Raw genomic sequence first — 18,009 nt, forward strand, 5'->3', positions numbered from 1 at the left:
TTAGGTTAAATTGAGTGAGAATCAGGGAGCGCGGGCCAGATGGGTGAAGGCGTGATGAGCGGCGGCAATGGCCGCCAGAAATGGAAGCAGGATCCAGAGGGGGTGCGCCGCGCAATCCTCGATGCCGCGACGGCCGCGTTTGCGCGACAGGGGTATGCATCGACGCGAGTCGAGGACATCGCCGCACAGACCGCGACCTCCAAGCGCATGGTGTATTATTACTTTGCGGACAAAGAGGGGCTGTATCTACAGGTCCTCGAGGCGGCTTACGCCAAGGTCCGCGCTGGCGAGGATGCGCTTGCGCTGGACCATCTCAATCCGTTGGATGCGCTGCGAGCCTTGGTTGATTTCACCTTTGAGCACCACCGCGCCAACCCTGACTTCATCCGATTGGTGATGATTGAAAACGTCCACAATGCCGTGCATCTGCAAGCCTCTGGATTGATGGGCCGGGTGAACGCCGGAGCCGTCGAGAAACTGGCTGGCCTTTTGGCGCGTGGTCAAAAACAGGGCGTGTTTCGCACCGACATCACCCCGCTTGAGTTGCACTGGCATATCTCGGCGCTGTCATTCTTCAACGTCTCGAACCGGCCCAGCTTCACCGAGAGTTTTGGCGCGTCGCTGTTTTCAAACAGTGGGCAAGCGCGGCTCAAGGCGCAGACCGTCGAGGCCGTCTTGCGGCTGGTGACGCCACGTCCGCAAACTGGAACCCCTTTAAAGGACAGGCCGATGCTGAACCCTGAACTGCTGCCGTTCCTCGACGCATGGAATGCCAAATGGGCGCGTTTACCCCAAGGCGCCAGCCCCGCCGATCGGCGCAAAAAATTCGAAGTCATCGCCGCCGAGATGCGCCTGCCGTTCCCTGACGGCGTGACCGACAGCGCCGAGCATTGGATCGACAGCAAGGCCGGGCCGGTGCGCGTGCGGGTCTATCGCAAAGAAACCGGCGCGGTTCAGCCTGCCTTGATCTACATGCACGGCGGTGCCTGGATGCAGGGATCACCGGAAACCCACGCCGATATCACCGCCCGGATTGCCGCCGATGCCGCCATGACCGTGATCAGTGTCGATTACGCGCTGGCACCCGAGCACCCGTTCCCTGCCGCGATCGACCAGTGCAACGCCGTGGCGCGCTGGGTTCATGCCAAGGCCGCAACGCTGGGCATTGACCCCGACCGCATTGCCGTGGGCGGCGATAGCGCGGGCGGCAACCTGGCGGCGGCGTTGGCACTGGATTTGCGCGGCTCCGAGGTTGCGCTGACGGGCCAGTTGCTGATCTATCCCGCGTGCGATTTTGACCAGTCGCGCCCCAGCTATACCGAAAACGCCAACGCGCCCTTGTTGCAGACCCGCGGCATGGATCTGGTTAACGCGCTCTATTCCCCCGACACCGCGCAATTGCACAACAACCCAAGAGTTGCGCCCTTGGTGGCCGCCAGCCATGCGGGCCTGCCCCCGGCCTATATCGCGGTCGCACAGAATGACCCCTTGCGCGACTCGGGTTTGGCCTATGCCGAGGCGTTGCAGGCTGCCGGGGTGCCCGTAACACTGGACCACGGCGAAGGGCTTATCCACGGCTATATGCGGGCCATGGAATTTTGCGAGGCCAGCCGTCAGTCGCTGCGCACCATGTCGGCTTGGTTGGCGGCACTGACATGACGATGACAGATATTGATCTGAACCAGTGTCTGATAGACCTGCCGGGCAGTCCGTTCGCGCAGCAACTGGCGTGGGAAGCCGTCGTGACCATTGCGCCGGGGATGGATCTGGGCGCGGGCCCACTGGGTCACAGGGGCATGGTGCCGATCACCGGCGGGCAATTTCGGGGCGGGCCGACGTATCCGGATTTCCACGGGACCATCCTTGCGGGCGGCGCCGACCGGCAACTCCTGCGCGCGGATGGCATCAAGGAACTGCGCGCGATTTACGAGATGCGGGTGGCTGACGGAACCGTTCTGAACATCGACAATCAGGTGTTGGTTGATGCCAATGCGCAGCCGCATCGCTATGCGGTTTCCCGGGTGCTGGTGACCGCGCCAAAGGGCAAATGGGACTGGCTGAACCGGCGCTTTTTCCTCGGTAGTCTGCATTCCCATCAGCCAAATCCCGGCTATGTCGTGATCCGGGGATGGGAAGTGCTTAACCACGCCGGGTGATACCGTCGCAGAGACCCGCCTTGCATCCGCGCGGCAACCCGTGCGCTACTTGCGCGGAAAATTCGCGCGGATGATGTCCAGAAATCGGCCCATTATCGGCGTTTGGGTGCGCAAGGCGGATTTATAGATATACAGGTCAACCGGCTTGGCGGTTGGTGTAATTTTGGCAATGCGAAACGGCGGGCCGAATTGGCTGGCGGTCAGGTCCGACATGACGCCAACGCCGAAACCGGATTCGATCAGGCCCCGGACCGCTTGAAACTCGTTGAGCCGATGGATGCCGGCAAAGGTCACCCCCATCTTGCGGATATTCTCGTTGAACAGACGCCCGGCGGAATCGCGCGACCGCAGAATGATCGCCACCCGCTTTGACAGGTCCGCCCAGGTCACACACGCGCCCAATTCAGGCTCGAAATCAGGATGATACACGGCGACGGCCTGCATCGACCCGATCTGGAACCCGGTCAATTCGCGGCCTCCGGGCACAAAAGGCGTGACACTGAAATCCACCAGATCGCGGCGCAAAAGCTCGGTGGCGGAATCCCCGTCGGTATCCTCGATCTCGATCTGGATCGCGCTGTTTTCCCGTCGAAACTGCACCAGCGCTTCTTTGAGGATGGTGGCGAAATAGGTTGACGGCGCGGCAATGCGCAAGCGCCCCACGCGCCCGGCGGCCAGATCGGCCAGCTCGCGTTCGGTTGCAACCGCGTTCTCGAGCAGCCGCAGCGACAACCGCAACGCCTCATTGCCAAACGGGGTCAAACGCACGCCCCGCGTGTCGCGGTCGAACAGCTTTTGACCCAGCTTGCCCTCGAGCTGACGGATCGCCGTGCTCAAGGTCGGTTGCGTGATCCCCAGAGCTTCGGCGGCATTGGTAAAGCTCAGGCGATGGGCCAGTTCGACAAAATAGCGCAATTCAGACAGAACAAGGCGCATGATCGGGCCATTTTGTTTCACCAGCCCAGTATACGCACTTGCCACCCTGACACAAACCCCAAGCCGCCGGTCCGTTGACCCGGCTTAATCGCCTTTGAAATCGGCAACGCGGCGTTCTTGTGCGGCTTTCATGCCTTCTTGCGCGTCATGGCTGGACATCACCGCCTCGATCATGCGGTTGACACCGAGATTTTGCTCCATCGGGCCCTTGGGGATCGTGCCAAGCGCGATGTCCTTGATGGCTTGCACCACCAAAGGCGCATGCGTGGCGATTTTCCGGGCGACTTCCAGCGCGCGGTCAAACGCCTGACCATCGGGCAGAACCTCGTTCACAAGCCCGATTTCACGCGCGCGGGTGGCCCCCAGCTTTTCGGCGGTCAACAGCCATTGCAGGCCGGCCTTGTATTGCACGCGCCCCGGAAAGCCGCCCATAAGCCCTTGAAAAACGCCCATTTTTGCCTCGGGGTAAAGGAAATAGGCGCTCTCTGCGGCAAACACCATATCCGCGAACATCGCGGTGACCGCACCATAGCCGATCGCCGCGCCTTCGACCGCCACCAGAATCGGTTTGCGGCAGGGCACCGTCATGTTGGGGATTCCCAGGATCCCGTCGCGCGGCACCTCCTTGAGGTCCAGCCCGGCGGTGAAAATCCGTCCCGCACCGTGCAGGACGGCGACGCGCAGATCAGGATCGGCAGCAAGTGTTTTCCATGCCGCGTGCAGCCCGTGGATCAGCGCCGTGTTCCAGGCGTTCAGCACATCGGGCCGGTTGAGCGTGATGATCAGCACATGGCCGTCGCGTTTCAAGGTGACTTCGGACATGATGTCCTCCCTTATTTTTCAGCAAGTGCGGCGGCGCGACGGCCGGTCAGTTCCGCGCGGATGGTGAAGAACAGCAAACCCGCGCTGCACAGGAGAAAGCCCGCGGTGATCGGCCCCGAGGCCATCTGGATCAGATCGCCGCGCGCCATCAGCATGGCGCGGCGGAAGTTTTCCTCGACCATCGGGCCCAGCACGAACCCCAGCAGCAAGGGCGCGGGGCTGAAATCGGCCTTGACCAGCCAATAGCCGATAACCCCTGTGGCGGCGACGACGTAGAGATCAAAAGTGCTGTAGCCGACGCTGTAGCTGCCAATGCAGATCAGCACGACGATCATCGGATAGAGCAGGTTGAAGGGCACTTTCAGCAGCGCCGCCCAGACCCGCAACAGCGGCAGGTTCATGGCCAGCAGCAGCACGTTGCCCAAGCCAAAGCTGAAAATCAGGCCCCAGAAGATATCCGGGTGGGTGGTCGCCAGCATCGGACCGGGTTGCAGCCCGTGAATGATCATCGCACCCAGCAAGAGCGACATGACAACCTCGCCCGGAATCCCGAGCATGAGCGTGGGGATAAAGGCGGTCATTGCCGCCGAGTTATTCGCCGCTTCGGGCGCGGCGACACCTTCGATTGCGCCATGACCAAAGCGGTCGGGCTCGTTTGCCACCTTCTTTTCAAAGGCATAGGCCATGAACGATGAAATCCCCGGCCCGGTCCCCGGCAGCGTGCCGAAAAAGGCGCCGATTGCCGAGCCGCGCAGAATCGGGCGATAGATTAGCGGCCAGGTGTTTGCCCAGAACCGGGAGGTGCGCGCCGAAAGATCCGCGGCACTGCTGCTGAGCCGGGACAGGTTGATGTTGCCCATCACCTCGGTGATGCCAAACAGACCCATCGCCAGCGCGACGATGCTCAACCCGTTGTAAAGCTCATGCACGCCAAAGGAAAACCGCGGGATGCCCGAGTTCACATCAAGCCCGATCACGCCCAGCAGGACGCCCAGAACCGCCATGGCGATATTCTTGAGCGCGGAACTGCCACCGACCGACGCCGAGGCAATCAAGCCCAGCAACAGCGCCGCGAAATACTCGGACGGGCCGAACATGAAGCCGACCACGGCCAGCAGCGGCGCGAACAGCAAGATCACCGCGATGCCGATCATCGAGCCGACAAACGAGGCGGTCAGCGCGGCGGTCAGCGCCTGATGCGCGCGCCCGGCCTTGGCCATCGGGCCGCCGTCGATGCAGGTGACCGCCGAGGTTGCAGTGCCCGGAATATTGAGCAGGATCGAGGTGATCGCCCCGCCGTATTGCGTGCCGTAATACACCCCTGACAGGAAAATCAGCGCCGCACCGGGGTCCATGTAATAGGTCAATGGCAGCAGCAAGGACAGCGCCGCCAGTGGACCGACGCCGGGCAGAACGCCGATAAGCGTGCCCAGAAACACGCCGCTGAAACACGACAGCAGGGTTTGCAACTGAAAGAGCGAACTCAGCCCCGCCAGAACTCCGTCAAGATCATTCATGGCCGCACCTCAAAACGCAAAGGGGCGGATTTGCATGTCCAGCCCCCAGTAAAAGACAAGCCAGACAAAGGCGATTGTCACGCCGGCAACGATGACCCGTGACAGCCAGCCGCGATCCGTCCAGGGCAGGGTGACGATGAGCACGGTAACGGCAATGGCGATGACGAATCCCGCGCGCTCCAGCAGCACGGCAAAGGCCAGAACGCCGCCCGCAATGGCCGCGACATTGCCCATGCCGCCGCGCATTGGCCGTGTTTCGCGCGGCCGCGCGACCCAGGCGATGGCACCACCCAGAAGGACCAGCAACACGCCCAGAGCGGTCGGCACAAACCCCGGCCCGATCTGGCGCAACGTGCCCAGCGGATAATGCGCCCGCGTATACAGGACCGTGGCAAGACCGATGACCAGCAGGATCAGGCCCCCCAGGATTTCGGCGCGCCGGTTACTGGCCATTGTCAATCGCTCCGCTTTCGGTTTCAAGCACGGGCCATTCGGCAACCGCGCCCTTCAGAAACGCCTCGATCAGCTTGGGCCGTTGCACCTTGCCCGAGTCGTTGTGCAGCGGCGTGCGGATGAAATGAAACGCTTTTGGCGTCTTGATCGACCCCAGTTCGTCGCGCAAACGCTGTTTTATCGCGGCAAGGGTTCGGGTGGTTGGCTGCAAACCATCGCGCAGATTGATCAACGCCACCGCACGCTCGCCAAAATCGGGGTCGGGGAGGCCGATGACCACCGCATCCACCACATCGGGGCAGGCGATCAGCGCCGCCTCGATCTCTTGCGGGTAGAGGTTCACGCCACCCGAGATGATGGTGAAACTGCGCCGCCCGGTGAGATACAGATAGCCATCCGCATCGACATAGCCAAGATCGCCAAAGGTCTTCCAGCCTTGGCGGCTGATGCTGGCCTTGGTCTTTTCGGCAGCGTTCCAATAGCTGAAACTGGCGGGGCTGTCGAAATAGATCCCGCCGACCTCGCCGGTGGGAAGCTCGTTGTCATTGTCGTCCAGAATATGCGCAGTGCAATGGAGTGGTCGCCCAACCGACCCTTTGTGCTGCAACCATTCCTTGCTGGAGATAATCGCGTTTCCAATGCCCTCGGTGCCGGAATAATACTCGTCCAGCACCGGCCCCCACCAGGCGATCATCGCCTCTTTGGTGGCAATCGGGCAGGGGGCCGCGCCATGTATCGCCGAGCGGATGCTGGACAGGTCATAGCGTTCACGCTGCTCTTTGGGCAGCGAAAGCAGACGGTGGAACATGGTTGGCACCCAAAGCCCGTGGGTGCAGCGGTATTTCTCGATGGCCTTGAGTGCGGCGAGTGCATCGAAGTGACGCATGGAAACAACCGTCGCGCCCGCCGAGAGGGCCGCGCACACAAAACGGTGCGGCGCGCTGTGATAAATCGGCGAGGTGTTGAGGAAAACCGCCGTGCCGTCCAACCCGGAATCCGCCGCGGCGCGTTCGTTTCGCGGATCAGGCGCGTTCCACGGCCGGTCGGGCAGGGGCGTGCGGATGCCTTTGGGCTTCCCGGTCGAGCCTGACGAATAGCTCATCTGCGTGCCGGTGCGAAATTCCGGGTGCGGGTGCGGCGGATGCGGTGCAACCAGCGCCGCGAGGCTGTCGCCATAGGCCAGTTCCGGCCCGTCCAGCATCAGCACCCGCGTCTGCGCGGGCAGGGCGTTTGCCAGGGGCTGCGCGTCAAACATACCCGCCCCGGTTATCAGCAGCGGCGCGCCGCAATCCTCGACAAAAAAGGCCACGTCGCGCAGCGAGGATTTGCTGGGGATCATCGTGTAATACGCGCCGGTTCGCTGCGCCGCGAGGATCAACACCACATGACTCAGGTCGTTGGGCAGACAGAACGCGATATTGCCGCCGGGCCGGACACCCTGCGCGATCAGGAACCGCGCCGTCTGGTTGATCAGCGCTTCAAGCGCGCCAAAGCGGATGCGTTGGCCTGTGGCGTCGTCAATAAAGGCGACCGAGTCACCGCTTTGCGCTGCAATCTGAGAAATATGAGCCATAAACCATCCAGAAACTTGCCGACCCCGGCCTTGATGCCATGACGGGGCTCAAGACCGAGGCCGGCAATCCATTGAGACCGTGATCAGTCCGTCGGAATGCCGATCAGATCGACCATGCGCCGCCAGACACCCAGTTGATATGCCAGGGTTTCGCCCAGTTCTTCGGGCGTTCCCGGCTGCAAAATGGTGCCGAAGGTGGCAAAGCGCTCGACGAGTTCGGGCTGGCTCAAGACCACGTTGAGCGCCTCGGACATCTGGTTGACCACATCATCCGGCGCGCCAGCGGTGGTGAAAAAGCCCGACCACGGGTCAAGATCGACCGAGGCATAGCCAAGCTCCACGAATGTCGGCAAGTCCGGGTCGATATGCGTGCGCTCGGGGAACAGCACCGCCAGCGGGCGCACCTTGTCCTCCAGTTGACGAATCGCGCTGAGGGTCAGGAACATCGCCTGCACGCGGTTCGCCGCCAGATCGGGCAAGGCCGCGCCGCTTCCGCTGTAGGGGATATGCACCATGTCCAGACCGGCGGCCTCGGCAAATTGCGCGGTGGCGACGATTGCGGTGGAATCGCCCGTGGCATAATTCACCTCACCCGGATGGGCGCGAACATAGGCGACAAATTCGTCCAATGTCGTGACCGGCAATTCGGAGTTGACAACGAATTCAAAGACATAAGGCCCAAAGGACGAGACCGGGCGGAAATCTGCGATCGGGTCGTAGGGCGGATTCGTGCGGTGGATCGCCGGTGCGTAGTTCATCGGCGAGGGCGTTGCCATCAGCAGCGTGTAACCATCGGGCTCGGCGGTGGCGACGGCCGTGGCGCCGATCACCCCATCACCGCCGGGACGGTTCAAGACGTTGACCGGCACGCCGAGGTGCTCTTGCAGGCTGGCCGCCACCATGCGCGCGGCGAAATCGCCGCCACCACCGGCGGCGAATGGCACAACGATGGTCACCGGTTTCGCGGGAAAGGCCTCGTCGGCCAGCGTGACTCCGGGCAGCGTCAATGCCGCGGTCAGCGCCACAAACCCTGCAAGCGTGGTTCTGCGTTTGAGTGTCGTCATGGTCTATTCCTCCCAGAAATCTGCCGCTGTCGCACGGCGTTGAGTGCTTTCATGTCTGCAAGTGCGGCGTTGTATTCGTGCGCCATCCGGTCAACCACCTCGGCCACCGTGCCAACCTTGTCGATGGCGCCGATCCCCTGGCCGCAACCCCAGATATCCTTCCAGGCCTTTGATTTGCCTTCGGACCGATATTCGAGAACCTTCATCTGCTCGGGATTGCCCGATTGCAGAACGTCGGGGTCGATGCCGGCGGCTTCGATCGACGGGCGCAGGTAGTTGCCATGCACGCCCGTGAAAAAATTGGTGTAGATGATGTCATCGGCCGCGTGTTCGACAATGGCGTCTTTATAGGCAGGCGAGGCATGGGCCTCTTCGGTGGCGATGAACACCGTCCCGGCATAGGCGAAATCCGCGCCCAGAGCCTGTGTCGCCACTATCGAACGCCCGTTGCTGATCGCCCCGGCCAAGGCGACCGGGCCGTCGAACCAGTCGCGGATTTCCTGCATCAGCGCAAAGGGCGACAGGCGCCCGGCGTGCCCTCCGGCCCCGGCGGCCACGGCGACCAGCCCATCGGCGCCCTTTTCGATGGCCTTCTTGGCAAAGCGGTTGTTGATCACGTCATGCAGCACAAGCCCGCCATAGCCGTGCACCGCGTCGTTGATCTCGGGCCGCGCGCCCAGTGACGAGATGATCAGCGGCACCTTGTAATCGACACACACGCCCATGTCGTCATCCAGCCGCGTGTTGCTTTTGTGCACGATCTGATTGACCGCATAGGGGGCCGAGGGGCGATCGGGGTTGTCACGGTCCCATTTCGCCAGCTCCTCGTTGAGAAACTCGATCCACTTCACCAATTCCCCCTCGGGCCGTGCATTCAGAGCGGGAAATGATCCGACAATCCCGGCCTTGCATTGCGCCGCGACCAGTTCCGGATAAGAGACGATAAACAGTGGAGAGCCAATCAACGGCAGGCGCATCCGCGCCTTGATGTCAGAAAATGTGGGCATCGTTTGACCTTCAATGACGGAATTTGACGCGATGTTGGATCACGCAAAGTTATAAAGCAAATTGATGGCAGCTATATTTTTATAGATATGATCTATAAGCGATGCCGCGCTCGATCTGGTCGGTGTTGGTGCGAGTGTCGGAGTCGCCACCCGTGAGCCGCGCCAACACCAGCCGGGCGATCACCGCCCTTGGCAACGGCGCGCCGCTCTCGCGGATCATGGCCGCATTTTTCCGGGCCGCCCACCGGGTTGGGGTCGGGCGAGCAAACCCGGAACCCGGCTAGGCCCTCAACCACCCGAGCGTTTGATCCGTTGGCCCCTGCGGTTTGTATTCAGCCCCCAGAGGCGCCGTGTAGCCAAGCGCCTTGATGACGCTGAACACATGCGCGTAGTTCACCTCGCCATGATCGGGCGGGCCACGGTCGGGGACGCTGGCAAACTGGATATGGCCGATATGGCCAAGAAGCTTCTGCAATTTATGCGTCAGATCGCCTTCCATCAACTGCACATGATAGCAATCGAACATCAGCTTGATATTCGGCGCGCTGACATCGGTGATCACCTTGATCGCCTGATCGGTGGTTTGCAGGAAATACCCCGGCGCATCATAGGCGTTGAGCGGCTCGATCAGGATGGTGATACCCCGCGCGGCGGCGGCATCGCAGGCGTAGCGCAGGTTGGCGATGAATGTGTCACGCGCGTGCGGGCCAGTCGCGAACCCCGCCATGACGTGAACATTCGGCGCCGCGATGGCAGCCGCATAGGCAATCGCCTGATCAATCGCGGCGCGGGCATCGCCCTCGCGGCCCGGCAGGGCACAAAGGCCGTTTTCACCGCGCGAGACATCGCCCCGCACCGTGTTCAGCCCCAGCATCGTCAGCCCGGTTTCGGTCAGCGCGGTTTTGATCTGCCGGGGTTGAAACGCATAGGGCCAATGGCATTCTACCGCCTGAAAGCCCGCCGCATGGGCGGCGCGGATGGCGTCAGGCAGCGGCAGATCAGCCCAGAGGAACCCAAGATTGGCCGAGAATTGCATCCGTCGTCCCACTCACTATTAATAATCGGTCACCAGATCGGTGACCTGCGCTGGCGTCAACCTGCGGGCCGGGACCCCGCGCATCCGCATCACCGCGGTGCGCTTGTCATGGGGCGTGGCTTTCCAGCACTTTGGCGGCCTTTTCGAAATTGTCCGCTGTGCCAAAGTTGACCGATTTCAGCGCAAGGACAAGGGTGTCCGGCGTCTGGTTGAATAGGCATCCGGCCTCAGGTAGACCTGCTTTGTGATGTTCATTGTCTACTGAACACACTAGACAGACACGGCGTTGTTTGACAGGTTGTCAACCACACCTGGCACCGGAGAGAGACGTGAACAAATCCGTTCAAGCAAAACCCGCCGCGGAAGCACGCTCTGACTTCATCGAGAAAATCGGTGTGATCGTGCAGACCGAAGGGTTGCCGCGCATTGCCGGGCGGGTGTTGGCGATGTTGCTCTATGATGGCGAGCGGGCCTCCTTTGGCCAGCTGGCCGAGGCGCTGCAAGTCAGTCGTGGCAGCATCAGTTCCAGCGTTCGCTTGTTGGAAACGCAACAGTTGATCAAACGCGTCGCACAACCCGGCGACCGGCAGGATTATTTCCAGATTGTGCCCAACGCCTTTTCCAATCTGATCGAAGCCTCGGTCTTGCGGATGCGTCGCGCCGCGGCGGATATCGAAGAGTTGCTGCGCGAGATACCCGACACCGAAGTGGGCCCGCGTCAGCGCGTTCAGGAATATGCGCGCTATTATCATGCCATGAGCGACGGCATGATCGAGACCGCGCGGGTTTTGCGCGAGACTCCCAGCCTCGGCACCGGCGACGCCTGAGATCGCCGCCAGATCGCCGCCGGTGTCCTTGATCGACGTCTGGGATTTCCGTGGCCTGCGCCCGGTTCAGGCTTTGGAGGTCACCTGATCCAGCGCCCCCTCCCGGGCCGATGCGGGGGTGTCCTCGGCGTGGTCGGGGCTTTTGGGCAGGAACCGGCGCACGAAACGCCCGAACCCATCGACATAGGTCAGCGCCACCGGCACCACGACCAGCGTCAGCAGGGTGGACGAGATCAGCCCACCGATCACCGCATGCGCCATCGGCGCGTTCTGGCCTGATCCCTCATGGATATTCAGCGCCAGCGGCAACATGCCAAAGATCATTGCCAAGGTGGTCATGATGATCGGCCGGAACCGCGTGCTGCCCGCCTCAAGCAAAGCGTCATACAGGTTCATCCCGGCGCGGGTGTGCTGATTGGCGTTGTCGACCAGCAGAATCGCGTTCTTGACCACCAGACCCATCAGCATGATGAAGCCGATCATCGAGAACATGTTCAGCGTCGATCCGCCCACCAACAGCCCCAACAGCACGCCGATCAGGGCCAGCGGCAGCGCCACCATGATCGCCAAGGGTTGCAGGAACGAGCCGAATTGCGAGGCCAGCACCAGATAGATGAACACCACCGCCAGCAGCAGCGCCGAGGCCGCTGACGAGGCGGTTTCGGCCAATTGCTCGGCATCGCCGCCCGCCTGCACGCGGTAGCCCGCAGGCAGGTGCAGCGCGTCCATCGCCGCCTGAATCTGGGGCATCACATCGCCCAGGGTCGCGCCTTCCAGATTTGCCGTCACGGTGATCTGGCGTGACAGGTCCATCCGCTCGATCTCGGAGGGGCCAAACGAGGGCACGATGTCGGCCACCTGATCCAGCCGCACCATGCCTTGACTGCCGGTCGCGCCGCTCTGGGCAATCGGCAGGGCGCGCAGCACCTCAAGATCGTTGCGCAGATCGGCGGGCAGGCGAACCCGGACGCTGAAGTTGCGCCCGTCCGGCGATGTCCAGTCCGAGACTTCCTCGCCGCCCAGCATCGGCCGCAGCGTGGCCCCGACCTGTTGCAGGCTGACGCCCAGATCGCTGGCGGCGTCGCGGTTCAGGCGCACGCCCAGCACCGGTTGCGCCGCGTTCAGACTGGTTTCCACGTCGACCAACCCGTTGATCCCCTGCAATTGGCGCACCAACCGGTCGGCAAACGGGGCCAGCACATCCAGATTTTCGCCGAACAGATTGACCTGCACCGGGGCTTCCAACCCGCCCATACCGCTGGCCGCGCCGATTACAAAGTCGATGCCGGGAATGGTCTGCAAGGCGGCGCGCACCGGGGCGGTCATGTCTTGCGGGCTGCGCTCGCGTTGCGAAGGGGACAGCATGGCGACAACGATGGTCGCCACGTTCTGACCGCCCGCCTCGGTGCCGGCATTGACCGTCGCATAGGTGCTGACAACCTCGGGGAAGTCGCGCAACAGACGCTCGATCTGCCGCACTTTCCCCGCCGTGTAATCCAACGACGAGCCGACCGGCGTTTCCACATTGACCTGAAACTGGCTGTTGTCCTCGGGCGGGATGAATTCGATTCCGACCAAGGGCACCAGCGCGAAGCTGCCGACAAAGGCCGCGAGCGCCACGCCCATGGTGATCAGCCGAAACCGCAGGCACCAGCGCAGCAAATTGCGATATCCCGCCGACAGCCAGTCGATGAACCGCCCGAATTGCGCCACCAGACGGCCCAACGGGCCGCGTTTGGCGCCGGGTTCCGCCGCCGGGTCATACCAGACCGACGACAGCATCGGGTCCAGCGTGAAGGCGATGAACATCGAGATCAGCACCGCAACCGAGACCGTCACGCCAAATTGCAGGAAGAACCGGCCGATGATGCCCTCCATGAAGGCCACCGGCAGGAACACGGCGACAATCGACAGCGTCGTCGCCAGCACCGCAAGGCCGATCTCGTTGGTGCCATCCAGCGCCGCCTGACGGTGCGATTTGCCCATATGCAGGTGTCGCATGATGTTCTCGCGCACCACGATGGCGTCGTCGATCAACAGGCCAATCGCCAGCGACAGCGCCAGCAGCGTCATGATGTTCAGCGTGAACCCCAGCGCATAGATCACCGTCATCGTGCCGATCACCGCAATCGGCAGGGTCAGGCCGGTGATCACCGTCGAGCGCCACGAGTTGAGGAACAAGAACACGATCAGCACCGCCAGCGCGGCCCCTTCGACCATCATGTTCTGCACGCCGTGATAGGATTGCTCGACCGGCAATGCGTTGTCGCGCACCACCTCGATGGTGACGCCTTCGGGCAGGTCATCGGCCATCAGTTCGGCAATCGCGTGACGGATGGCATCGGCCACCGCGACGGTGTTTGCGCCCTGTGTCTTGACGACATCCACGGCCAGCGCCTGTTCCCCGTCGAGCAACGCCAGACTGGTCGGCTCGGCCTCGCCATCGACCAGTTGCGCGACATCACGCAGCCGCACGGGCTGCCCGCCGGTGCGCGAGACGATGATATCCAGGAAATCCTCGGATTGTTCGATCCGGCCCTCGATCTGCAGCGTTTGCACGATCAGCCCTTGTTCGATGTCCCCGGCGGGCATGTTCTGGTTCTCGGCACGAATCGCCGAGGTCACTTCGCCGACGCCGACGCCAAAGGCGGTCAGCCGGTCGGGGTTTATCTCGACGTTGAGCTGGCGCGGCACGCCGCCCACAACCGTGGCCCGGCCGACACCGGGAATGATCGACAGGCGCGGCTCGATCACGTCCTCGGTCAGCGCCGTCAGGTCGCGCAACGACATGCCCTCGGCACTGACCGCCAGCGACAAGACCGGCAGTTCCGACGGGTCGAATTTGAACAGCATCGGCGTATCGGCGGCGTCGGGCAGCGTGGCTTCGATGGTGGCGATCCGGTCACGCACATCTTGCGCGGCGCTGGCGCTGTCGATGCCCAGATCGAACATCAGGATGATCATCGCCTGACCCGAGCGCGCCGTGCTCTGGATGCTGTCGATGCCGCTGATCGTGTTCACCGCGTCCTCGATCGGGATGATGATGTCATTCTCCACCGCCTCGGGCGAGGCGCCGGGATAGGAGACGACGACCGCCACCACCGGAAAATCCACATCGGGCAATTGCTCGATGGGCAGGCGCTGGAAAGAATAGATCCCCACGACCATCAGGGCGACCATGATCATGGTGGCAAAAACGGGCTGGTTGACGCTGATACGGGTCAGAAACATGGGTTAGCGCCCCACCAATTCGACGGCATCGCCGGGTTGCAACGAGGACAGTGGCGCGGTGATCACACGGTCACCCGCCGCCAACCCTTGGGTGATTCTGGTCAGGCCGCCGGTCCAGGTTCCGCCGGTTTCCACGCCGGCGCGTTCCAGACGGTCGTCGACAACGCGCAGCACAAACGGCCCCTCGGCGTCTTCCCGCAGGGCAATCGTGGGCAGGGCAAGGGCGTCAGGGACAGAGTCAATGACCACCTGTGCCGTGGCAAACATCCCGCCCAGCAAGACGCCATCGGGGTTGTCGATGGTGATATAGACGGGCACCGTGCGCGTGCCTTCCTGCGCCACCGGGTTGATGCGCGAAACGACCCCTTCAAAGGGCGGTCGTTCGATTCCGTCCACGCTCACCAGCACCGCTTGCCGCTGTCGCAGCAGCGCGCCATCGGCCACGGCGGCATTGGCGCGCAGCTCGACGGTTCTCAGGTCAACGATACTGACCAACGGCGTGCCGGGGCCGACATATTGCCCCGGTTCGACCGACCGCGAGGCAACGATACCCGCGAACGGCGCGCGCACCGTCGCGTGACGCAACCGCAATTGCGCGCTCGCCACCTGATCTTGCAGCGCATCGAGGTTGGCGCGGGTTTGCGTGACCGTGTTCTGTGCCTCGTCAAGACTGGCCGAGGTGGTGACACCGCGTTCGACCAAAGCCCGCACGCGCTCCAGTTGGATCAGCGCCAATTCAAGCTGTGCCTGCGTTGCCGCCTCGCTGCTTTGCGCCTGATTCAGGTCCAGCGTGAGGGTTTCGACGTCCAGTTGCACCAAAAGCGCGCCCTCGTCGACGGTATCGCCCGGCCTGACCGCAACCGCGCGCACCTCGCCCCCCGCCTGCGACGACAATTGCGTGTTGCGCCAAGGCTCGACCGTGCCGGATGCGCGCACCCGACGTTCCAGCGTTTGCGGCGCAAGGACGCTGACTTCGTCCGGGTTGATCTGCAGGACCAGCGCCGGGGCGGGCGTGGCGGCAACCTCGACGGGCGCAGCGGGGGCCATCTGCGTGGCGTAGTAACCATAGCCGCCCGCACCCGCGACAAGAACAAGGCCGAAAACCCAAGGCCACACCCGACGCCGCACAGGTTGCCCCGCCGCAATCCGCAGATCCCGCCCAAGCTGACGATCGGACTTTGCCCAATCGGGCTTCTGTCCGGGCGCGGGTGCCGCGCTTGGGGTGTCTTTTGACGGTGTCATGGTCTGCGGACTCATCTGGGGCACTCCGGTTTTGATCGGCGCACCATACGCATATTAGATGTTCAGTCAAGACTGAACGAACTATTGAAGCGCAAGGGCCGCGCCGCGGCTCTGATGACGTCTATGTAGCGCACCGCGGAAAAATTGTTACTTGACCGGTCCAATTTCACAATCTATCAATTTGACTATACAACCTGCTCAGGTACGGGAGGACACGAGCATGGATGAGCCACAGGCCTCACCGCCGCGCTACCGTGTGCTTGCCGACGAATTGCGGATGCGGATTGCTGACGGTGCCTATCCGGCGGGCGCGCGTTTGCCGACCGAAGCCGAATGGGCGCAGCTTTTCGGTGTCAGCCGCGGCACCGTGATCAAGGCCATTGACGTGCTGGTGTCCGAAGGCATCGTCACCAAACGGCAAGGGGCCGGGAGCTTTGTCTCGCAACCCACGCTGCACCGGCGCTCGTCGCGGCTGCAATCCTTTAGCCAAACCGTCGATGCGCAGGGCCACAAGGCGTCGCAGCGGGTTTTGTCGTTCGGACACGCCAGCATCGAGGAGGCCCGCGCGTTCGGCATTCAGGAGCCTGCCGCCTTGTTGGTGCGGTTGCGTCTGGTGGATGGCGTGCCCTGCGCGATACACCGCGCCATGATCCCGCAGCGCATTCTTGACATGTTGCCCGCCGAGATCCTCGGACAGTTTCTCAAAAGCACCGAGAGCAATTTTTCCCTCTATGCCGCGTTCGAAAATGCCAAGCTGGAGATCAGCAGCGGCTCGGAGCATGTGACGGCACGGCTGGCAACCGATGATGAGGCCAGGACGCTGCATATCGCGCCGCCTGCGGCGCTGATCATCGTGGTGCGCAAGAGCTTTGACGCGGCCGGTGCGCCGGTCGAGGCCACCGAGGCGATCTATAACGCCGAGTATTATTCTTATGAATTGGACCTCGTGCGCACCCACGCGCAAAAGGCCCCGCAACGGCTGTCGCTGGTGCAGTAACCCGTCGTTCTGGACGGTTTTGGAGGAGGAGAGAAGATGACGTTGAAACTCAATATCGCGGCGAAACCGGTGGTTCTTGCCAGTGCGCTGATGCTGTCCGCCGGGTCGGCGCTGGCGGATGCGGCGCCCGCCGTGCTGATCGTGGCGCAGGGCGGCCTTGGCGATGGGTCGTGGAACGATACCGCCTATGCCGGGTTCGAGGCGGGGATCGCCGCCGCCGGAATCGAAGGTTGGCCGCTTGAATCCAACGACGTTGTGGCGCAAGGCGAAGAAATCATGCGCCGCGCGGCGGATGCCGGTTTCGGCCTGGTGATGAGCCTCGAATATTCGCATGGCGAGCCGATGGTTGCCCTGGCGCAGGATTATCCGGATACCGATTGGGTGATTTACAATCAGGTGCGCGAGGGGGCCAATATCGCCTCGGTGCTGTTTGGCGAGCATGAGGGTTCGTATCTGGCCGGGATGCTGGCCGCGCAGATGACCACGCTCGAGGGCGTCGAGGGCATCAACCCCGAGCCGATCCTGGGCGTGATTGCCGCAATCCGCAGCCCCGGCATCGACAAATTCGTGGTCGGTTTCATGCAGGGCGCGATGGCGATCAACCCGGATATTGATGTGCAGGTCAGCTATGCCGATACGTTCGGTGATCCGACCAAGGGCGAGCAGATGGCCAACGCCATGTTCGAATCCGGCGCGGATATCATTTATCACATCGCGGGCGGCACCGGCATTGGCGTGATTGCGGCGGCAGAATCGTCGGGGCATTACGCGATTGGCGTGGATACCGATCAGGACGGGATGGCACCGGGCCACGTTCTGACCTCGATGATCAAGCGCGTCGATGTGGCGACCCAGCAGCTGGTCGAGGCCTATGCCGCGGGCAACTTCCCCGGTGGTCAAACCGTGACCTTTGGTCTGGCCGAAAACGGCGTTGGCCTGTCGGCGATGGAATACACCCGCGATATCATCCCGCAGGCATTCCTTGACCGGGTCGAGGCCGCGCGTCTGGCGATCATCGCCGGCGAGATCGACGTCTGGGACGTGTCCGAGCAGGGTTATCCAGAGTTCTTCCAGTAACGCTGGTTCTGATCGGGCGTCTGCCCAACCGTGAAACTCCGCGAACCGGCATCGGTTCGCGGGCACAAATC

General features: G+C 62.6%; 16 protein-coding genes. 5 read left to right on the forward strand and 11 right to left on the reverse strand.

All coding sequences use genetic code 11. The annotated features are described in order from the left end of the window. Window positions 1-39 precede the first annotated feature (39 nt). On the forward strand, window positions 40-1,659 hold the full coding sequence (locus VDQ28_RS02655) for an alpha/beta hydrolase fold domain-containing protein (RefSeq protein WP_323034462.1): 1,620 nt from the start codon (window positions 40-42) through the stop codon (window positions 1,657-1,659). After that, window positions 1,656-2,156 carry a DUF3237 domain-containing protein gene (locus tag VDQ28_RS02660; RefSeq protein WP_323034463.1) on the forward strand — a complete coding sequence of 167 codons (501 nt, stop codon included), beginning with the start codon at window positions 1,656-1,658 and terminating at the stop codon, window positions 2,154-2,156. The genes VDQ28_RS02655 and VDQ28_RS02660 overlap by 4 nt, the downstream gene beginning before the upstream one ends. A 45-nt stretch (window positions 2,157-2,201) precedes the next feature. Here the strand turns inward: VDQ28_RS02660 and VDQ28_RS02665 are convergent, their stop codons facing one another. The 9 genes from VDQ28_RS02665 to VDQ28_RS02705 form a co-directional block, all read right to left on the reverse strand. Further along, the gene (locus VDQ28_RS02665; protein ID WP_323034464.1) at window positions 2,202-3,092 is read right to left on the reverse strand and encodes a LysR family transcriptional regulator; all 891 of its coding nucleotides are present in this window, start codon (window positions 3,090-3,092) and stop codon (window positions 2,202-2,204) included. Between the two features lie 84 nt (window positions 3,093-3,176). Further along, window positions 3,177-3,914 (reverse strand): enoyl-CoA hydratase/isomerase family protein, encoded by a 738-nt coding sequence (locus VDQ28_RS02670; protein WP_323034465.1) that lies wholly within the window; start codon window positions 3,912-3,914, stop codon window positions 3,177-3,179. Between the two features lie 11 nt (window positions 3,915-3,925). Further along, the gene (locus tag VDQ28_RS02675) at window positions 3,926-5,431 is read right to left on the reverse strand and encodes a tripartite tricarboxylate transporter permease (RefSeq protein WP_323034466.1); all 1,506 of its coding nucleotides are present in this window, start codon (window positions 5,429-5,431) and stop codon (window positions 3,926-3,928) included. A gap of 9 nt (window positions 5,432-5,440) precedes the next feature. Beyond that, entirely contained in the window at window positions 5,441-5,884 is a 444-nt protein-coding gene (locus VDQ28_RS02680) for a tripartite tricarboxylate transporter TctB family protein (RefSeq protein ID WP_323034467.1), read from the reverse strand. Continuing rightward, window positions 5,874-7,457: an AMP-binding protein gene (locus tag VDQ28_RS02685; protein ID WP_323034468.1), complete on the reverse strand. Its 1,584-nt coding sequence runs from the start codon at window positions 7,455-7,457 to the stop codon at window positions 5,874-5,876. Before VDQ28_RS02685 ends, VDQ28_RS02680 begins: the two co-directional genes overlap by 11 nt. An 83-nt stretch (window positions 7,458-7,540) precedes the next feature. Then, a complete protein-coding gene (locus VDQ28_RS02690) occupies window positions 7,541-8,521 on the reverse strand; it encodes a tripartite tricarboxylate transporter substrate binding protein (RefSeq protein ID WP_323034469.1) in 981 nt (326 codons plus the stop codon). Further along, window positions 8,518-9,528 carry a nitronate monooxygenase family protein gene (locus VDQ28_RS02695; RefSeq protein ID WP_323034470.1) on the reverse strand — a complete coding sequence of 337 codons (1,011 nt, stop codon included), beginning with the start codon at window positions 9,526-9,528 and terminating at the stop codon, window positions 8,518-8,520. The genes VDQ28_RS02690 and VDQ28_RS02695 overlap by 4 nt, the downstream gene beginning before the upstream one ends. A gap of 79 nt (window positions 9,529-9,607) precedes the next feature. After that, window positions 9,608-9,748, reverse strand: coding sequence for a hypothetical protein (locus VDQ28_RS02700; RefSeq protein WP_323034471.1), 141 nt, complete (start codon window positions 9,746-9,748; stop codon window positions 9,608-9,610). A gap of 60 nt (window positions 9,749-9,808) precedes the next feature. Beyond that, entirely contained in the window at window positions 9,809-10,564 is a 756-nt protein-coding gene (locus VDQ28_RS02705) for a hydroxypyruvate isomerase family protein (RefSeq protein WP_323034472.1), read from the reverse strand. Between the two features lie 329 nt (window positions 10,565-10,893). On the opposite strand from VDQ28_RS02705, the gene VDQ28_RS02710 reads away from it, so the two are divergent. Continuing rightward, a complete protein-coding gene (locus tag VDQ28_RS02710; protein WP_323034473.1) occupies window positions 10,894-11,391 on the forward strand; it encodes a GbsR/MarR family transcriptional regulator in 498 nt (165 codons plus the stop codon). A gap of 66 nt (window positions 11,392-11,457) precedes the next feature. On the opposite strand, the gene VDQ28_RS02715 is transcribed toward VDQ28_RS02710, so the two are convergent. Together VDQ28_RS02715 and VDQ28_RS02720 are read right to left on the reverse strand one after the other, a co-directional pair. Then, window positions 11,458-14,622 carry an efflux RND transporter permease subunit gene (locus VDQ28_RS02715; protein WP_323034474.1) on the reverse strand — a complete coding sequence of 1,055 codons (3,165 nt, stop codon included), beginning with the start codon at window positions 14,620-14,622 and terminating at the stop codon, window positions 11,458-11,460. Window positions 14,623-14,625: 3 nt separating this feature from the next. Then, a complete protein-coding gene (locus VDQ28_RS02720; protein WP_323034475.1) occupies window positions 14,626-15,879 on the reverse strand; it encodes an efflux RND transporter periplasmic adaptor subunit in 1,254 nt (417 codons plus the stop codon). Between the two features lie 205 nt (window positions 15,880-16,084). On the opposite strand from VDQ28_RS02720, the gene VDQ28_RS02725 reads away from it, so the two are divergent. Further along, a complete protein-coding gene (locus VDQ28_RS02725; RefSeq protein ID WP_323034476.1) occupies window positions 16,085-16,861 on the forward strand; it encodes a GntR family transcriptional regulator in 777 nt (258 codons plus the stop codon). Window positions 16,862-16,897: 36 nt separating this feature from the next. Beyond that, window positions 16,898-17,938, forward strand: coding sequence for a BMP family protein (locus VDQ28_RS02730; RefSeq protein WP_323034477.1), 1,041 nt, complete (start codon window positions 16,898-16,900; stop codon window positions 17,936-17,938). Window positions 17,939-18,009: the final 71 nt, after the last annotated feature.

The sequence above is a fragment of the Pararhodobacter sp. genome, assembly GCF_034676545.1.
Taxonomy (GTDB): Bacteria; Pseudomonadota; Alphaproteobacteria; order Rhodobacterales; family Rhodobacteraceae; genus Pararhodobacter.

Excerpts from the sequence above, each read along its gene's own strand:
- VDQ28_RS02655 (WP_323034462.1), top strand. The coding sequence starts at position 40 with ATGGGTGAAGGCGTGATGAGCGGCGGCAATGGCCGCCAGAAATGGAAG.
- VDQ28_RS02720 (WP_323034475.1), bottom strand. The coding sequence starts at position 15,879 with ATGAGTCCGCAGACCATGACACCGTCAAAAGACACCCCAAGCGCGGCA.
- VDQ28_RS02670 (WP_323034465.1), bottom strand. The coding sequence starts at position 3,914 with ATGTCCGAAGTCACCTTGAAACGCGACGGCCATGTGCTGATCATCACG.
- VDQ28_RS02675 (WP_323034466.1), bottom strand. The coding sequence starts at position 5,431 with ATGAATGATCTTGACGGAGTTCTGGCGGGGCTGAGTTCGCTCTTTCAG.
- VDQ28_RS02665 (WP_323034464.1), bottom strand. The coding sequence starts at position 3,092 with ATGCGCCTTGTTCTGTCTGAATTGCGCTATTTTGTCGAACTGGCCCAT.
- VDQ28_RS02715 (WP_323034474.1), bottom strand. The coding sequence starts at position 14,622 with ATGTTTCTGACCCGTATCAGCGTCAACCAGCCCGTTTTTGCCACCATG.
- VDQ28_RS02690 (WP_323034469.1), bottom strand. The coding sequence starts at position 8,521 with ATGACGACACTCAAACGCAGAACCACGCTTGCAGGGTTTGTGGCGCTG.
- VDQ28_RS02680 (WP_323034467.1), bottom strand. The coding sequence starts at position 5,884 with ATGGCCAGTAACCGGCGCGCCGAAATCCTGGGGGGCCTGATCCTGCTG.
- VDQ28_RS02730 (WP_323034477.1), top strand. The coding sequence starts at position 16,898 with ATGACGTTGAAACTCAATATCGCGGCGAAACCGGTGGTTCTTGCCAGT.
- VDQ28_RS02685 (WP_323034468.1), bottom strand. The coding sequence starts at position 7,457 with ATGGCTCATATTTCTCAGATTGCAGCGCAAAGCGGTGACTCGGTCGCC.
- VDQ28_RS02725 (WP_323034476.1), top strand. The coding sequence starts at position 16,085 with ATGGATGAGCCACAGGCCTCACCGCCGCGCTACCGTGTGCTTGCCGAC.
- VDQ28_RS02660 (WP_323034463.1), top strand. The coding sequence starts at position 1,656 with ATGACGATGACAGATATTGATCTGAACCAGTGTCTGATAGACCTGCCG.
- VDQ28_RS02695 (WP_323034470.1), bottom strand. The coding sequence starts at position 9,528 with ATGCCCACATTTTCTGACATCAAGGCGCGGATGCGCCTGCCGTTGATT.
- VDQ28_RS02700 (WP_323034471.1), bottom strand. The coding sequence starts at position 9,748 with ATGATCCGCGAGAGCGGCGCGCCGTTGCCAAGGGCGGTGATCGCCCGG.
- VDQ28_RS02705 (WP_323034472.1), bottom strand. The coding sequence starts at position 10,564 with ATGCAATTCTCGGCCAATCTTGGGTTCCTCTGGGCTGATCTGCCGCTG.